This is a genomic window from Mesorhizobium qingshengii, from assembly GCF_900103325.1.
GTDB classification, from domain to species: domain Bacteria; phylum Pseudomonadota; class Alphaproteobacteria; order Rhizobiales; family Rhizobiaceae; genus Mesorhizobium; species Mesorhizobium qingshengii.
This window is the reverse complement of the sequence record NZ_FMXM01000007.1, coordinates 1-15373: the sequence shown is the minus strand read 5'-3', so window position 1 is coordinate 15373 and position 15373 is coordinate 1. Positions and strand designations below refer to the sequence as shown.

Below are 15373 nucleotides of genomic sequence, written 5' to 3'. Positions count from 1 at the left end.
GGCCCTTTGCGATACCGAGAAGCCTGCTAGAGCGCCGACGTGATTTGTAGCTCGTTGGCGCCGTCGAGCGCATAGACGTCGTCGCGGAACTGCACAACGCCCGGGCCTGTCGACCAGGCCGAGAGATAGAGGAAATGCACCGGCACCGGGTTGGTAATCTGGATCGGCGTGTTTTCGCCAGTCTTGATCGCCGCCTCGAAATGCTGGCGGTCCCAGCCGGGCGTGTCGCGCAGAATCCAGGTGACCAGGTCGCGCACGTTCTGCACGCGCACGCAGCCCGAGGAATCGAAACGCATCATCTTGCCGAACAGGCTCTGCTGCGGGGTGTCATGCATGTAGACGCCGTCCGGGCTCGGGAAATTGATCTTCACCGAGGCCATCGCGTTGCCCGCGCCCGGATCCTGGCGGAAGCGGTACTTCGCCGCGTCGTCAGTCGACCAGTCGACATTGAGCGGATCGACCTCGCTGCCGTCTGGAGCGAACAGGCGGATATGGCTGTCCTTCAGATAGTTGGGATCCTTCCGCATCAGCGGAATGATGTCCTTGCGCACGATCGAGACCGGCGCGTTCCAGTAAGGATTGACGATGATCTCGTTGATCTTGGAATTGACGATCGGCGTCTGGCGATCGATCTTGCCGACGATCGCGGTGTGGCGAAGCACGACGCGGTCGTTCTCGACCGCTTCGACCTGCGCCGCCGGAATGTCGACCAGCACATAGCGGCTACCCAGCGTGCCAGCCTTCTCCTTCAGCCGCTGCAGATTGGTCTGCAACTGGCCAAGCCGGATCTGCGCCGAAACATTCATCGCGGCATAGGTGTACTTGCCCATTGAACCGTCAGCAGGCAGGCCATGGCGCAACTGGAAGCGTTTGACCGCCGAGTCGACATAGGAATCGAAGGCCGTTGAAACTCCGGCGCTCTGCGCCAGGTCGCCGGAAACCATCAGACGCTTGCGCAACGGCACGACATCCGGATCATCGACGCCGAGTTCCAGTTTCTTGGTCGCGGGGACCTCTACCCAGCCGCCCTGCGCGACGATATTCTGATACTGGGCGACCGCCTGCTCCGTGAAGGCGACGGTCTGCAGGCTGAAAATCGGCAGTGTCGAGGCCACCTTGCCGCCCTCGCTGGCACGGGCGTCGAACTGATCGTCCCAATTGCCACGGGCCGACGATTTCAGGATATCCCCGATCACATCCTGCGCATTGGCGCCGCCGGCGACCATCGCTGCTGCGAGCGCGGAGGCTCCGGAGAGGAAAAGACGGCGGCTGGTTCTCATGGACGTTCCAGACATTCTTGTAGCGTTCGATCTACTGCATTCGGTTATCGGGCGATCTTGCCCGCACTCTAGAGTTGGCAACCTTAACAATTGACCAACCATGTCCGCATCAGTTCGGCCACAAACGCGCGAGGCACGATACGGGTTCCGGGTGAACGCACGGCTTTCGCCACAGCATCACCGGCATCCTCGCTCCCATTGGAATATGGCGGCAACGTGGCTTCCGGCCGAATTTGGCCCAGCTGTCGCGGCGAAATGGAAGACCCGTGCTCTTTCGGTACCGATCAACGATCGCCTGCATGACATCATCGAGTAAGCCACCAGCCATTGATGATACAATGACAAGCCACGCAAAGTTCCGTCCGCTGAGGCGTAACCCGACGATCGTCAAACCCAAAAGAAAAGGCCGGTGCTTTCGGCCCCGGCCCTGACTGAAGGTCGCTGTTTCGGCCGCGCTTCTTTGGCGCGGGCCAGATCCGATGCGCCGGATGCGCCTTACATCCGGTAGGCGATGGTGTCGTTCCAGAAGCGGTCGAGCCGCTGCAGGGCGCGGTTCATCTGCTTGAACTCGTCGGTGTTGATACCGCCGACCTGCTCGATCGAGCCGACATGGCGCTCATAGAGGCCGGCGACGACGTCAGCCACCTCGTTGCCCTTCGGCGTCAGCGAGACACGAACCGAACGGCGGTCGATGCGCGAGCGCTGGTGGTTGATGAAGCCGAGATCGACCAGCTTCTTCAGATTGTAGGAGACGTTGGAGCCAAGGTAGTAGCCCCGCGAGCGAAGCTCGCCGGCGGTCAGTTCGGAGTTGCCGATGTTGAACAGCAGCAGCGCCTGGATGGCATTGATGTCGGAACGGCCGTTGCGGTCGAACTCGTCCTTGATCACGTCAAGCAGGCGGCGGTGCAGCCGCTCAACAAGCTGCAGCGATTCCATGTACAGCGAACGGATAGCCTCGCGGCGATCGTCGGATACGTTGGCGGTCTTCGCCGCCGGACGCGAATTGATCATTGTCTTTGCCTCTCGTTTGTCGCCCTGGTGATTTTTTGTTTTTCACCTTGATCGCGACACTATCGAATACTCATAAAATTCGACTTAAACGCTAGGGCTAACAAGAGCTTACCGGTAAGAGGTTTCGAAAGAGGCTTAACGAACGGTCACCCGAGCAAGGATAATTAACCTAAAGATTTAGCCAAGGATTTCGGGGCCCCAAATTCACGGCCTGTCAGACCGCGCGGGCGTCTACCGGGCCTTACCCTCGCACCGGCCGCTTCTGCATATGGATGACGACGCGGAAGACGATATAGAGCACGGCCACCGCTGTATGCGAGACGACGATCAACGGGCGGGAGCCGAAAAGCTCGGGAAAGCCGACATACATGACGATCTCGGTCACCGCGCAGATGAACCAGATCACCGGTCCCCAGGAGGCCAGCATCCACAGGCCGGCAGCGGCGAAAGGGAAGAACACGGCCAGCACCACCGCCGCCACTTGCCAGTGCACCGGCATCAGATCGAAACGCCATAGTGAGCCCGGATAGAAGCCAATCAGCTTTATCCAGTACAAGATGCCGAACAGCAGGCAGTAGCCTGATATGACGCGCTGGAACCAGGCGAATATCACCTCGACCGTCGAGGGCTGGAGCACCACGCGTCTGGAGGTCACTTCGCTCACAGTTCGAGCTCCCGTTCGCCGAGCGAGGCAAAATAGGCGTCGACATCCGCCTCGCTGACCGCAGCAAGGCTGGCGGGCCGCCATTGCGGCTTCGAACCCTTGTCGATGATGGCGGCGCGGATGCCCTCGTAGAAATCATGGCCGGTCAGCATCCGGTTGAGGATGCGGAACTCCATCCTCATGCAATCGTCCATCGACAGTGTCAGCCCGGCGCTGAGCTGGCGCCAGGCGACGCGAAGGCTGGTCGGCGAACGCGTGCGGATCGTCGCCAGCGTCCTTGCCGCGAAGTCGTCGGTGCCTGCCGCCCGTTCCAGGCTGTCGATGACGGCCGTGAGCGATGGTTGCGCAAAATGGCTGGATATCGCCTGCAGCGTCGGGCTGTCGGTCTCGCGCTTCGCCTGGGCGAAGAAACCGCGCAGCACCGTTTCCGGATCGCCGGTCAGCGTCAGCCGGTCGAGGAAGCCGGCCTGGTCCTCGGCCTTGATGGTGTGGGTGGCCAGCCCCGACCACAGCGCGTCGCCATAGCGGATGCGATTGCCGGTCAACGCCAGATACATGCCGAACGAGCCGCCAAGATCAGGCAGCAGATGGCTGGCGCCGACATCCGGGAAAAAGCCGATGCCGACCTCCGGCATGGCGAACTGGGCATTCTCCGTCATCACCCGGTGCGAGCCGTGGAAGGAGATACCAACGCCACCGCCCATGACGATGCCGTCGATGAGCGCCACATAGGGTTTCTTGAAGCGCGCGATCTGGGCGTTGAGCCGATACTCGTCGGCGAAGAACTCGACCGGCGGCTTTCCAGCCCGGCCAGCTTCATAGATGTGCAGGATATCGCCACCGGCCGAGAACGCCCTGCCCTCGGCTTTGACGATCACGACATCCACACCGTCGTCGCGCTCCCAGCAATGCAGTGCCTGGCCCAGCGCCTTGACCATGCGGTGCGTCACGGCATTGAGCGCCTGCGGCCGCGTCAGCGTGACGACGCCAGCCCTGCCCAACCGTTCGAAGCGAATTTCGTCGCCTCCACCAAAATCCATCGCCAGAGAATCCCTCCCCCGCGCCTGCGGGACTGAAGTGCTAAAGGCGGCGCATGGGTGCGTCAATGGCAGCAGTCCGTCGGCAGCTGTCTTGGCGACCGGCGGCGGCCGGTGCTACGAAGATCACCGCCGTTGCCCGCCACACGCTGATACCGTGCGCTGCCGACGGCTTCGGGGGGGACGGTTGGCCATGTCCGGATTTTTGCGTCTCACGCTGTTGACTGTCGCGCTAATGGTCGCCGGCCTTGCACCGTGCACGGCTTTCGCCGCCACGCCCGACGAACTCTATCAGTCGCAGACCATCGTCACCGGCCAGGGCGAAGTAAACAGGCAGATCGGCTTCAAAGACTGCCTGGATCGGGTGCTGGTCAGGGTTTCCGGCGACCAGCGGCTGCCGAAGAAACCCGAAATGGCTGATCTGCGCGACAAGGCCGGCAGCTTCGTCGATTCCTTCCGCTATCATGACAGGCTGGAAGGCATCCCGGTGCATGACGAGCAAGGCACGCACGACCGGCCGCATGATCTAACCTGCCTCTACAAGCCGGCGGTCATCGACAAAGTGCTTGGCGAGCTCGGCAGCAAGCCGTGGCTTGGCGGGCGGCCACGGCTCGCCGTGTTCCTCACGGCCGAGCAAGGCACAAGGCATTTCGCGCTGACGGCTGATGATCCGCCAGGGCAGGCGATGCGCGAATCCTTCGTCAACGCGACCGGCCCGCTCATGATGCACATTGAATTTCCGCCGGCCTCGCTGCTTTCCGGCATGGACGAGAAAACCGAGCGCGCCGCCGACATGGCAAGCCTGGATCGGCTCGCCCAAAAGGCAGGCGCCGACCAGGCGCTTGCCGGCAGCATCGTCTGGAGTGACAAGGAGCTAGGCTGGATCGCCGATTGGCGGGTTGCCATGGCCGGCAAGACCTATCGCTGGCAGGTGCGTGGAGTGAGCTTCGACGAGGCGTTCCGCGTCGCCATAAGGGGCGCGGCGCAGATCCTGTCGGGCAATGGACAACCGAAATAGGACGAGACCGGGTCGCTGGCACAAACGTGTCGCATTGGTCAGCGGCAAGGGCTCGTGGTAAAAGCCCGCCGATCTGGAGTTTTGGCGATGAACAAATTCACCCCGACAAAGCCAGCCGGCGCGCGCAGCGTCGACGACATCACCGGCAGCCGTCGTTTGCGCCGCATGCGCAAGGCCGACTGGTCGCGCCGCCTCGTACAGGAGAACCGGCTGACGGTCGACGACCTGATCTGGCCGATCTTCGTCGTCGACGGCAAACAAGTGCGCGAGCCGATCGCAGCCATGCCTGGCGTATTCCGCCTGTCGATCGACCTTGCCGTCAAGGAGGCAGAACGCGCGGCCAGGCTCGGCATTCCCGCGCTCGCCACCTTCCCCAATGTCGACATCTCGCTGCGCGACCAGACCGGTTCGCACATCCTCGACCCCGACAACGTCATCAACCGCGCCACGCGCGCGATAAAGGATGCCGTGCCTGGGATCGGCATCATCACCGATGCCGCGCTCGACCCGTTCACCAGCCACGGCCATGACGGCATTTTGCGCGACGGCATCATCGTCAACGACGAAACGGTTGAACAGGTCGCGGCGGCGGCGGTCATCCAGGCGGCCGCCGGTGCCGACATCATCGCGCCGTCCGACATGATGGACGGCCGGATCGGCGCCATCCGCGACGCGCTCGACGCCAACGGTTTCCAGGACGTGGCGATCATGTCCTACGCGACCAAATTCGCCTCGGCCTTCTACGGCCCCTATCGCGAGGCGGTGGGCACCGCCGGCCTGCTCAAGGGCGACAAGAAGACCTATTATATCGACCACGCCAATTCCGACGAAGCGGTGCGCGAGGCCGAGCAGGACATCGCCGAAGGCGCAGACATGCTCATGGTCAAGCCCGGCATGCCCTATCTCGACATCATCCGGCGGCTGAAGGATGAATTCCAGATGCCGACCTTCGCCTACCAGGTGTCGGGCGAATATTCGATGATCAAGGCGGCCGGCGCCAATGGCTGGATCGACGGCGAGAAAGCGATGCTGGAATCGCTGCTCGCCTTCAAACGCGCTGGCTGCGACGGCATTTTGACCTACTTCGCACCTGAAGTGGCGGAGCTGCTCAAGGGATAACTTTCTCTTCTCGCGGACGGCCGGCAGCGGCGAGCAAATGCCGGCGATCCGCTTCGACATCCAGGATAATTTCCGGCTGGCGGCCGGGGAACCAGAGCGAAGGTCGTTGGACCAAGTGACTTAGGCTTCTTCGCGCCCAAAAAATACCGCTTGCAATTCGCAATCGGTTTGCTAGAAAACAGCTGCTTGCAAAATACGATCGGTTGTCGAGGAGGCCTGTCATGCCCAAGCTGCGTGTCAACGCATTCACCCTGTCGCTCGACGGCTACGGCGCCGGTCCCGATCAGGATCTGCAAAATCCGCTCGGCGTCGGCGGGGAATCCTTGCACAAGTGGTTTGTCGATACCCGCACCTTCCGTAAGATGGTGCTCGGACAAGATGGCGGCACCACCGATATCAACGAGGCGTTCGCGGCGCGCAGTTTCGAGAATGTCGGCGCCTGGATCCTCGGCCGCAACATGTTCGGGCCGATCCGCGGCGAATGGCCTGACGACAGCTGGAAAGGCTGGTGGGGCGACAACCCTCCCTACCATGTGCCGGTTTTCGTGCTGACGCACCACGAGCGGGCACCCATCACGATGGAAGGTGGAACGACCTTTTATTTTGTGACCGACGGCATCCATTCGGCGCTTGAGCAGGCGAAGGCGGCGGCTGGCGGCAAGGATGTGCGGGTTGGTGGCGGCGTAGCCACCATCCGGCAATATCTGCAGGAGAGGTTGATCGACGAGATGCATCTGGCGATCTCGCCGGTGTTGCTCGGGGTCGGCGAGAACCTTTTTGCCGGCCTCGACATGCCCAAGCTCGGCTACCAGTGCACCGAACAGGTGGCGACGGCGCTTGCCACCCATGTTGTCATCAAGCGCGGTTAGGTGGAGAGCCTAATCTCCCCCCGCGTGGGGGAGATGGCCGGCAGGCCAGAGGGGGGCGCTGTCCCTCCAGCGCTTCAATCCGTAGCGACTTTACATTCCGACCGTCTTCGACAGGCTGTGGAGAGGCTGGCAATCCTGCACGCCCCCCTCTGCCCTGCCAGGCATCTCCCCCCGCGTGGGGGAGATCGCAGGCTTCGTCTACCTCAATACTTCTCCGGCACGTAAAGCTCGCGCGGCAGCGTCTGGCGCTCGTATTCGGGATTGAAGACACGCTCCGGCAGCGTGATCTCCTCGTGCGGCACCTCTTCATACGGCATTTGCTTGAGCAGATGATCGATGCAGTTGAGCCGCGCCCGCTTCTTGTCGTTGCCCTCGACGATGAACCAGGGCGCTTCCGGAATGTTGGTGCGGGCGAAGGTCTCTTCCTTGGCCTTGGTGTACTGTTCCCAGCGCACACGAGACTGCAGGTCCATCGGCGACAGCTTCCACTGCTTCATCGGATCGTGGATGCGCATCAGGAATCGCATCTGCTGTTCCTCGTCGGTGATCGAGAACCAGTACTTGACCACGGTGATGCCGGAGCGGACGAGCATGCGCTCGAACTCCGGCACGTCGCGAAAGAACTCCTCGACCTGATCCGGTTCGGCAAACCCCATAACCCGCTCGACGCCGGAACGGTTGTACCAGGAGCGGTCGAACAGCACGATCTCGCCGCCGGCCGGCAGATGTGGGACATAGCGCTGGAAATACCATTGCGATTTCTCGCGCTCGGTGGGCGCCGGCAGCGCCACGACACGGCAGATGCGCGGATTGAGCCGCTGCGTGATGCGCTTGATGACGCCACCCTTGCCGGCGGAATCGCGGCCCTCGAAGATCACCACCAGCTTCTTCTTGTGATAGGCGACCCAGGACTGCAGCTTGATCAGCTCGGACTGCAGACTGATCAGGTCACGAAAATATTGCATGCGGTCGATCGATGGCGGATGGGCGTTCTTGTAGATCCTGGCGATCTCCATCGACAATGCCGGCTCAGACATTTCGAGCTCATAGTCCTCGTCGAGCGTGTCGGCGAGCTCGGCTTCAAGCCAGTCCTTGGCCCCGGATTTCAGTGTGGGTTCGTTCATCTGCACCGCTCCGCAAGCTGCCGTCCGTGATCCTGGCAGGCGCCCTCGCCCGGCGGGAAAAGGACCCTGAGCCGACTTGATATAGGCCGGCAATGACGGTTTTATTGCAGTCGGCCAAGGTCAAGGCCGCCGGGGCAGATCCCGCGAGGCATGATCGATCGGTCGTCGTGGCATGGCGACAAGTCGTCCAAATTGTCCTACAAATAGCAGCCACATTCGGGCGCTTTCCCGGCATCCCTTCCCAAATGCAATCGCGAGGACTGACATGGAATACCGTACTCTCGGCCGTTCCGGCTTGAAGGTTTCGACACTGACCATGGGCACCATGACCTTCGGCGGCGCCGGCGCGTTCTCCGCGGTCGGCAAGACCGACCTCGACGAGGCGCGACGGATGATCGATCTGTGCATCGACGCCGGCATCAACCTCATCGACACCGCCAATGTCTATTCGAATGGCATCTCGGAAGAGATCATCGGCGAGGCCCTCGGCGGCAAGCGCAAGGGCGACGTGCTGATCGCCTCCAAGGCACGGATGCGGATCGGCAAAGGTCCGAACGATGAAGGCCTGTCGCGCTATCACCTGATCCGCGAATGCGAGAAGAGCCTGAAGCGGCTCAAGACCGACGTCATCGACATCTACTTTCTGCATGAGTGGGACGGAGTGACGCCACTGGAAGAAACCATCGCCGCGCTCGACACGCTGGTTGCCCAAGGCAAGGTCCGCTATGTCGGCTGCTCCAACTATTCCGGCTGGCAAGTGATGAAGGGGCTCGGCATCAGCGATAGCCATCACCAGCCGCGCTTCGTCACCCAGCAGATCCACTATACGCTGGAGGCGCGCGAGGCGGAGTATGAGCTGCTGCCGATTTCGGTCGACCAGGGGCTGGGCGTGCTGGTCTGGAGCCCGCTCGCCGGCGGATTGCTGTCGGGCAAATACCGCCGCGACAGCCCGACCGCGCGACAGCTCGCCGGCTGGTCGGAGCCGCCGATCCGCGACGAGGACCGGTTGTGGCGCATCGTCGATGTCCTTGTCGATATCGGCACGCAGCGCGGCGTGTCGACGGCCCAGGTGGCACTGGCCTGGCTGCTTGGCCGGCCGGCGGTCTCCTCGCTGGTGATCGGCGCCCGCAACGAAGCCCAGCTCAAGGACAACCTCGGGGCCGCAAGCCTGGTGCTCACCGACGACGAACGCAACCGCCTGGACGCGGTCAGCCGGCCACCGCTGCTCTACCCCTATTGGCACCAGCAATTGACGGCAAGGGACCGGTTCGGCGCCGCCGATCTCGTGATTGACCGAAGCGGCGTGTGACCGCGGGGTTCGACGAGGAGCCCGGCCGGCGCTGTCCGCCGGGCAACTCTATCTTTTTGACGCAATTCCCAAGGGAAAGCGCTACGCGCTTTTCCGGGGAAAACCCGTTTCACGCTTTTCCTGGAATTGCTTCAGCCCGTGATGTAGCGCCAGACTTCGGCGTCCGGTTTGATCTGGCCGCTGAGGACGAAGTATTTGTAGAGCACCAGCAGCGAGATCGCCTGCTCGGCCTGCTCGTTGGCGAATGTCCTGCAATAGGCATTCGCAGCGGCGATGATGCGCTCGGCTTGCTCAGGATGGCGTTCGAAATACGCCACGCGTTCAGCAAGATTGGAGAAGTCCGCTTCAAGCGGCACATAATGAACATTCGCTTCGAGCTGTCTTTCCGCAAACCATGTCTCGTAGGTCGGCGGCGGCATCAGGCACAGCGACTTCGAGTTCATGATCCATTTCAGGTTGGTCGCCACGTCATTGCCTTCGAGCGAGACAATGTAGCGATAACGCTGATGCTGGCTGATGCTGAGGAAGGGCTTGCTGTACTCGGCCGGCGCGTTCGGCTTGTGCGAACCGGCGTCGCAGAACGGCAAGTCGCGCACGGCGTTCAGAAACCTTGTGCGTATGGGATTGTTGAGATCGCCGCGCCAGACCACTGCCGGAAGCTTGTCGGCGAACGCAGTTGCGTCGGCAGGCATCTGGAAATGACGAAACTTGTCGAGCTTCATGATGACCGCATTGCTGTCGTCGGCGAGGATCGGCCGATCCTTGACGATAGAAGGCACCTTCGGCACCTTCCTGACGTCTCCGTATTCCACGTCGATCAGCAGCCCGCGATCGAAATAGCGGGCAAATTCCTTCAGGTCGTAATAGTACATGGTCGGCGTAAACGGCAGCTTGCCGATGCGCACGGCATCGGCGCTGGGCGTAAACGCATCCTGCAGCTTGTTATAGTAATTCAGCCGCCGGCGAACCGAAGCGTCCGGGAGCCTTGCCTTTTCGAGGCGAGCGGCCAGCCTGTGGCGAAACAACGCCTGCGGGACGATATCGCGCGCAAAGTTTCGCGCATAGTAGAAAACCTTTGCCGTCGTTCGCGCAATTGTGGCCATGGTTCACTTGATCAAAACAAGCGGGCGGCTCTCAATACCTTGGCGCCCCGGATCCTCCTACACCATTGTGCCGGGCATCTTGCAAGCCCGGACCACCCACCGACGCCAACAGCCGCGCACTTCACTTCAGCTGTTGTGTTTGGCGGCCAATGCTCCTAGGCAGGGTCAGAGCCGCGAGGCAGTGAAAAGGAGCCGATATGGCGCGAGCACCAAACTACGATCAGGAACGCAAGGAACGCGACCGCCAGAAGGCGGCCAAGAAGGCTGAGAAGCTGGCGGCCAAGGTTGCCGCTCGGGAACGTTCGCAGCCCGAGAGCGAGACTGAAACCGAAGCAGCGAAATGACGGCAAAAGGCCCGCGAATGCGGGCCGTGCCTCAATCCGGATTGTCGCCTTGCGTCAGGCCGTCGCCTTGTCGCTGACGAAGACGTCCACTTCGCGCGCTGCGGCAATGAAGGCGCGCCTGGCGTTCATCGCCGGCTTGTCGCCAGCCAGCGCATCATGACAGGCTTGCAGCGCCGCGCGATGCTTGGGGCTGCGTTTGCCCGGCCAGCTGTTGAGCAGGTAGTCGGAAGCCTCTCGGGCCGAGCGCAAGAGCTGAGTGCTTCCCGCCGCGACTGACTTGACCGTCACGGGTGTTTCAAATCGGTTGTTTTCCATCGCCGCTCTTACGCCATCGGCGCTCGCGAAGCGAGGCCGAAAGTGCATCTCGCGTCCGGGACGTCGCCTTTTGCGGGGCGACCGCCCTGCCCCGCAACCGCCGCACTAAGCGGCAACGACGGCAAAACCCCTGGCGCGAAGGCCACGCCTATCGTTGGCGAGCGACGTCACCAGCCTGTCGCGGCTGCCGACGATGTGGGCCGAAAGCCGCCGCGCGGCCTCTTCGGCATCGCCAAGGCGTGTCGCCGCCAGAATGGCGCGATGTTCGGCCCAGGCACGGGCAAGGGCCGCCTCATCGCGAACCTCCAGCCAACGGGCCCGCGACAGGCGCGTCATGGCATCGCGCACCGCGCGAAACAGGAACTCGTTGCCCGACAGGCGCGCCAGCTCGATGTGAAAATCCATGCCGACACGATGCCATTCCTCGCGCGGCGTGTTGCTGTCGCAGGATTCGAGCATCGCCTCGATGACATCGACCCCGCTCCTGTCGGCCAAGGAACAGGTCAGGCGAAGTGCGGCAACCTCGACCGCCTCCCTGTAGACGGCGATCTGCTCGAGTTCAGCCAGATTGATGGGCGACACCGTCCAGCCACGGCCATCCCTGCCGACCAGGCCTTCGGTCTCGAGCCTCAGCAGCGCGGCCCTGACGGGGGTTCGCGACGCGCCGAAGCGACTTTCGATCCAGCGCTCGGTCAGTTTCTCGCCAGGACCGATCTCGAGGCCCAGGATCATCTCTCGAAGCTGTTTTTCAACGCTCTGCATCTGCGACATTGTCGTTCTCGTTTTCTGGCCGTTTGCTTGCGACCGGCCTGCGTCCGATCACGTTTGAGACGGTCGCATTGACAGCGGCCGGGCTAGCGTCCATGACGGATACCAGCTTGGTATCCCAAAATGGTATCCGCAGCAATAGGCCACTCCAAGTTGCTCGGGCAGGACATTCAACATGCCGCAGAACACGCCCCCGGCGACCGATAGCACCTACAACGTCCACTGGCGGCGCAATCTGTTCGTATGCTTCGCCGGCTCGTTCTCGACGCTTGTCGCCATGACGCTGCTCCTGCCGTTCCTGCCGCTCTACATCGAGCAGCTCGGCGCCGAAGGTCATGCAGCGATCGTGCAATGGTCCGGGATTGCCTATGGCGCGACCTTCTTCGCGGCGGCACTGGTGGCGCCGCTCTGGGGACGGCTTGGCGACCGCTACGGCCGCAAGTCGATGCTGGTTCGCGCCAGTTTCGGCATGGCCATCTGCATGTCGCTGACCGGCATGGTTCAGACAGTCTGGCAACTGGTGCTGCTGCGGCTGCTGATTGGTTTTGCCGGCGGCTATTCCTCGGGATCGACCATCCTTGTCGCCATGCAGACGCCGAAAGAGCGTTCCGGCTGGGCGCTTGGACTGCTGTCGGCCGGGATCACGGCTGGGGCGCTGGTCGGCCCGCTGGTTGGCGGCGCCTTGCCGCCGCTGATCGGCATCCGCGCCACCTTCCTGTTGTCCGGCGGCGTCATCTTCCTGGCCTTCCTGGCGACCACCTTCCTGATCAAGGAGAATCCCCGGCCGAAGACAAAAGATGCCGCATCGAAGGGGACGCCAAAAGGCGGATGGGCACAAATTCCCGATAAACGGCCTGTTATCGCCATGCTGGCGACCGGCATGCTGTTGAGTTTCGCCACCATGTCGATCGAGCCGATCATCACCGTCTATGTGCAGCCGCTCATCGAGGACCAGAGCCGCGTCACGTTGATCTCGGGCGTCGTCATGTCGGCGGCGGCGCTTGGCGCCATCCTGTCGGCGTCGCGCCTCGGCAAGCTCGCCGATCGCATCGGCCACTGGAACGTCATCATCGGCGCGCTTGCCGTCTCGGCCCTGCTGCTGATCCCGCAGGCCTTCGTCACGCAAAGCTGGCAACTCATCGGCCTGCGCTTCCTGATGGGGCTGGCGCTGGGCGGGCTGCTGCCCTGCATCACCAGCGTGATCCGCCACAATGTTCCCGATGGCGTCGGCGGCAATGTATTGGGACTCTCGATCTCCGCCCAATATGTCGGACAGGTCGCCGGTCCCTTGCTTGGCGGCTTTGCCGGCGGCCATTTCGGCATGCGCTCGGTGTTTCTCGGCACCTCCGTCTTGATGGCGGGCGGAGCGATGTATAATTGGCTGGCGCAATCTCGCCGCGAGCAGGACATGCTCACCAACGCCGGCAAGTCCTGATCGGGTTGGCCGCATCCCTTGAATGTCACGGAGCCCCGGATATGAGCACGGTCGAACAGTCTTCCGGCAACAGCGGACGCATCCTCATCCTGGCCGCCGGCCTCAGTGGTGCCGCCGGCGTGGCGCTGTCGGCCGCGGCTGCGCATCTGGGCGGCGCCTTCGTCGGCACCGCCGCATCCTTCCTGCTCATGCATGCGCCGGTCTTCCTCGCCACAGGATTGCTCGGCACGAACCGGATCCTGCGCATCGGCAGCCTGGTCCTGCTGGTCGGACTTCTCCTGTTCTGTGGCGACCTGCTCGCCCGAGACTTCCTCGGCTCGCGGTTGTTCCCGCTGTCGGCGCCGATCGGCGGCACCTTGCTCATAGCCGGCTGGCTGGTGATCGCGGCCTCTGCACTGGGACGGGCGCGTTCCTGATCCGGCTGAGTTCCCGCACAAGGCTCCGAAAAGGCGGATGATGCCTCAGGGTGCCCTGCCCTCGGACTTGATCCGGTCGCGAAGACCCGTGCCAGGCCGCTGCCTGTCAAACGTCGTTTTTCCGAACGATCAGTCCTGACGGCGTTCCGGCTGAACAAGCAACTCGCGATCGCGCCGTAACCTAGTCGGACGGCGCGCCTCCGGCCGGCGGTAAGCGATGCCCCAATAGTTGCGGTAGATGTCTTCGAACAGATAGCTCACGGGATGCATAGTGTGTTCTCCAATGAAAGAACACAAGGGCAAGACACCATCGTTTGGCGGCTGTTTCCTTGGGTTCGGTTGGTTTTTGACCGGCATTTTCGCCGATCGACTAAATCTCGTCCTTCCGCGCGACAGGCATCTGCCGTTCGGTTCTTGAACCATTCTCCAATCCGTGACCCTGATGCACATGGCTTCGGTCACATAGTGGCGTTCGGCTCCCGGCTCCCCATTCTCCTTGAGAGCGCAGCCCAGTCCTGCCGGGCTCGCTAGCACGCAATCAGGACAGCCGGGATATCATCGACGCGCCTTCCTCTTGGCTGGTGCCGCGCGGCTCGTAAGCGCGCTGGTCACGCAGGATCTGGAAGGCGATCGTCAAAAGCTTGCGCGCGATCGCCACGCGCGCTTTGTTGGTTCCTCTGACCTTCAGCTGGTCGTACTGGGCTCGAAGCTGCGCATCGCTGACGATCGCAGGCGTCACCGCCTCGACGAAAGCCCAGCGCAGCCACTTGTTGCCCTGCTTGATGATCTTGCCGTGATAAGTCTTGCCGCCACTCGAATAGGTCGAGGGCACCAGCCCGGCATAGGCGGCAAGCTTCTTCGGCGTGCGGAACCGCGATATGTCGTCAATCTCCGCGTCGATCAGCCGGGCGAAGAACTCGCCGATGCCAGGGATCGTCTTCAACAGTTTCACATTGGCATTTGCCTTAGTCATCGCCCGGATCGTTGATTCCGACTGCTTGATGCGCACGTCGATGTCGCCGATGAAGTCGAGACCGCGATCGATCTGGATGCGGTCGATCGGCGAGACGTTCACCCGCGCAAGCTGAACGCGGCCGGCCTTGCCGAACAGGTCGCCGAGCTTCCTCAGCTCTGCCGTCTGCTCCGGGTAGCGATCAAACACCGTGACGATCCGGTTCTTGGTCATCGTGCGCAGCCGCACGTAAAACATCCGTTCGCGCAGGGCGACGCGCAGTTCTCTTGCTCGTTCGCCGGGTGCCCAGGCCTCCGGTACCAGGTCGGCCCGGAGTAGATGCGCCAGCACCGTCGCGTCGATCTTGTCGGTCTTGATCTTGGCGTCGGCAATCGCCTTGACCTTCAACGGGTGGGCGAGAACGACATCATCACAGATGTCGTCGAGCCAGTCGTACATCACCATCCAGTTGCGCGTCGCTTCGACAACCGCATGCGAGTTCTCGCGATAGCGTTCCAGAAACCCGCCCAGCGACTGGCGGTCGTTCTTCACCCGACCGCAGCGCAACGTCTTGCCGCTACTGTCCTGCACCACCAGATGACTGTAGGA

General features: G+C 62.4%; 16 protein-coding genes. 7 read left to right on the top strand and 9 right to left on the bottom strand.

The genetic code is table 11. The annotated features are described in order from the left end of the window. Positions 1 to 26: 26 nt before the first annotated feature. The 4 genes from BLS48_RS12800 to BLS48_RS12785 all read right to left on the bottom strand — a co-directional run bounded on the left by BLS48_RS12800 (position 27) and on the right by BLS48_RS12785 (position 3995). Positions 27 to 1280 (bottom strand): L,D-transpeptidase family protein, encoded by a 1254-nt coding sequence (locus BLS48_RS12800; protein WP_091578112.1) that lies wholly within the window; start codon positions 1278 to 1280, stop codon positions 27 to 29. A 495-nt stretch (positions 1281 to 1775) separates the two neighbouring features. Next, on the bottom strand, positions 1776 to 2291 hold the full coding sequence (ldtR, locus tag BLS48_RS12795; RefSeq protein WP_013896002.1) for a transcriptional regulator LdtR: 516 nt from the start codon (positions 2289 to 2291) through the stop codon (positions 1776 to 1778). Between the two features lie 241 nt (positions 2292 to 2532). Next, entirely contained in the window at positions 2533 to 2955 is a 423-nt protein-coding gene (locus tag BLS48_RS12790) for a DUF6163 family protein (protein ID WP_091578110.1), read from the bottom strand. Continuing rightward, complete coding sequence (locus BLS48_RS12785) at positions 2952 to 3995, bottom strand: enoyl-CoA hydratase/isomerase family protein (RefSeq protein ID WP_091578109.1); 1044 nt, start codon at positions 3993 to 3995, stop codon at positions 2952 to 2954. The genes BLS48_RS12790 and BLS48_RS12785 overlap by 4 nt, the downstream gene beginning before the upstream one ends. A gap of 190 nt (positions 3996 to 4185) precedes the next feature. Here BLS48_RS12785 and BLS48_RS12780 point away from each other — a divergent pair, with 190 nt between their 5' ends. The 3 genes from BLS48_RS12780 to BLS48_RS12770 all read left to right on the top strand — a co-directional run bounded on the left by BLS48_RS12780 (position 4186) and on the right by BLS48_RS12770 (position 6998). Continuing rightward, the gene (locus tag BLS48_RS12780; RefSeq protein ID WP_091578107.1) at positions 4186 to 5010 is read left to right on the top strand and encodes a DUF2066 domain-containing protein; all 825 of its coding nucleotides are present in this window, start codon (positions 4186 to 4188) and stop codon (positions 5008 to 5010) included. An 87-nt stretch (positions 5011 to 5097) separates the two neighbouring features. After that, a complete protein-coding gene (gene hemB, locus BLS48_RS12775) occupies positions 5098 to 6129 on the top strand; it encodes a porphobilinogen synthase (protein WP_091578106.1) in 1032 nt (343 codons plus the stop codon). A 221-nt stretch (positions 6130 to 6350) separates the two neighbouring features. Then, on the top strand, positions 6351 to 6998 hold the full coding sequence (locus BLS48_RS12770) for a dihydrofolate reductase family protein (protein WP_091578104.1): 648 nt from the start codon (positions 6351 to 6353) through the stop codon (positions 6996 to 6998). A gap of 203 nt (positions 6999 to 7201) precedes the next feature. Here the strand turns inward: BLS48_RS12770 and ppk2 are convergent, their stop codons facing one another. Further along, a complete protein-coding gene (gene ppk2 / locus BLS48_RS12765; RefSeq protein ID WP_091578103.1) occupies positions 7202 to 8122 on the bottom strand; it encodes a polyphosphate kinase 2 in 921 nt (306 codons plus the stop codon). A 265-nt stretch (positions 8123 to 8387) separates the two neighbouring features. On the opposite strand from ppk2, the gene BLS48_RS12760 reads away from it, so the two are divergent. After that, a complete protein-coding gene (locus BLS48_RS12760; protein ID WP_091578101.1) occupies positions 8388 to 9431 on the top strand; it encodes an aldo/keto reductase in 1044 nt (347 codons plus the stop codon). 131 nt (positions 9432 to 9562) lie between these two features. Here the strand turns inward: BLS48_RS12760 and BLS48_RS12755 are convergent, their stop codons facing one another. Then, the gene (locus BLS48_RS12755) at positions 9563 to 10534 is read right to left on the bottom strand and encodes a glycosyl transferase family 90 (RefSeq protein ID WP_091578099.1); all 972 of its coding nucleotides are present in this window, start codon (positions 10532 to 10534) and stop codon (positions 9563 to 9565) included. Between the two features lie 197 nt (positions 10535 to 10731). Between BLS48_RS12755 and BLS48_RS12750 the strand changes: the two genes are divergently transcribed. Continuing rightward, the gene (locus BLS48_RS12750) at positions 10732 to 10878 is read left to right on the top strand and encodes a hypothetical protein (protein WP_091578098.1); all 147 of its coding nucleotides are present in this window, start codon (positions 10732 to 10734) and stop codon (positions 10876 to 10878) included. Between the two features lie 54 nt (positions 10879 to 10932). Here the strand turns inward: BLS48_RS12750 and BLS48_RS12745 are convergent, their stop codons facing one another. Then, positions 10933 to 11166 (bottom strand): DUF982 domain-containing protein, encoded by a 234-nt coding sequence (locus tag BLS48_RS12745; RefSeq protein ID WP_244529578.1) that lies wholly within the window; start codon positions 11164 to 11166, stop codon positions 10933 to 10935. Positions 11167 to 11298: 132 nt separating this feature from the next. Then, positions 11299 to 11964, bottom strand: a complete 666-nt coding sequence (locus tag BLS48_RS12740) for a GntR family transcriptional regulator (RefSeq protein WP_091578095.1) — start codon at positions 11962 to 11964, stop codon at positions 11299 to 11301. A gap of 172 nt (positions 11965 to 12136) precedes the next feature. Between BLS48_RS12740 and BLS48_RS12735 the strand changes: the two genes are divergently transcribed. Together BLS48_RS12735 and BLS48_RS12730 are read left to right on the top strand one after the other, a co-directional pair. Beyond that, complete coding sequence (locus tag BLS48_RS12735; protein WP_091578093.1) at positions 12137 to 13396, top strand: multidrug efflux MFS transporter; 1260 nt, start codon at positions 12137 to 12139, stop codon at positions 13394 to 13396. Between the two features lie 41 nt (positions 13397 to 13437). Next, positions 13438 to 13812, top strand: a complete 375-nt coding sequence (locus BLS48_RS12730; protein WP_091578091.1) for a DUF423 domain-containing protein — start codon at positions 13438 to 13440, stop codon at positions 13810 to 13812. Positions 13813 to 14350: 538 nt separating this feature from the next. On the opposite strand, the gene BLS48_RS12720 is transcribed toward BLS48_RS12730, so the two are convergent. Next, positions 14351 to 15373, bottom strand: a 1023-nt coding sequence (locus BLS48_RS12720; RefSeq protein WP_091576951.1) for an IS110 family RNA-guided transposase, incomplete at its 5' end; no start/stop codon positions are given.

Bases quoted from the DNA above. Each gene is read 5' to 3' on its own strand.
- BLS48_RS12800 (WP_091578112.1), bottom strand. From the start codon at position 1,280: ATGAGAACCAGCCGCCGTCTTTTCCTCTCCGGAGCCTCCGCGCTCGCA.
- ppk2 (WP_091578103.1), bottom strand. From the start codon at position 8,122: ATGAACGAACCCACACTGAAATCCGGGGCCAAGGACTGGCTTGAAGCC.
- BLS48_RS12780 (WP_091578107.1), top strand. From the start codon at position 4,186: ATGTCCGGATTTTTGCGTCTCACGCTGTTGACTGTCGCGCTAATGGTC.
- BLS48_RS12730 (WP_091578091.1), top strand. From the start codon at position 13,438: ATGAGCACGGTCGAACAGTCTTCCGGCAACAGCGGACGCATCCTCATC.
- ldtR (WP_013896002.1), bottom strand. From the start codon at position 2,291: ATGATCAATTCGCGTCCGGCGGCGAAGACCGCCAACGTATCCGACGAT.
- hemB (WP_091578106.1), top strand. From the start codon at position 5,098: ATGAACAAATTCACCCCGACAAAGCCAGCCGGCGCGCGCAGCGTCGAC.
- BLS48_RS12785 (WP_091578109.1), bottom strand. From the start codon at position 3,995: ATGGATTTTGGTGGAGGCGACGAAATTCGCTTCGAACGGTTGGGCAGG.
- BLS48_RS12755 (WP_091578099.1), bottom strand. From the start codon at position 10,534: ATGGCCACAATTGCGCGAACGACGGCAAAGGTTTTCTACTATGCGCGA.
- BLS48_RS12735 (WP_091578093.1), top strand. From the start codon at position 12,137: ATGCCGCAGAACACGCCCCCGGCGACCGATAGCACCTACAACGTCCAC.
- BLS48_RS12750 (WP_091578098.1), top strand. From the start codon at position 10,732: ATGGCGCGAGCACCAAACTACGATCAGGAACGCAAGGAACGCGACCGC.
- BLS48_RS12740 (WP_091578095.1), bottom strand. From the start codon at position 11,964: ATGTCGCAGATGCAGAGCGTTGAAAAACAGCTTCGAGAGATGATCCTG.
- BLS48_RS12760 (WP_091578101.1), top strand. From the start codon at position 8,388: ATGGAATACCGTACTCTCGGCCGTTCCGGCTTGAAGGTTTCGACACTG.
- BLS48_RS12770 (WP_091578104.1), top strand. From the start codon at position 6,351: ATGCCCAAGCTGCGTGTCAACGCATTCACCCTGTCGCTCGACGGCTAC.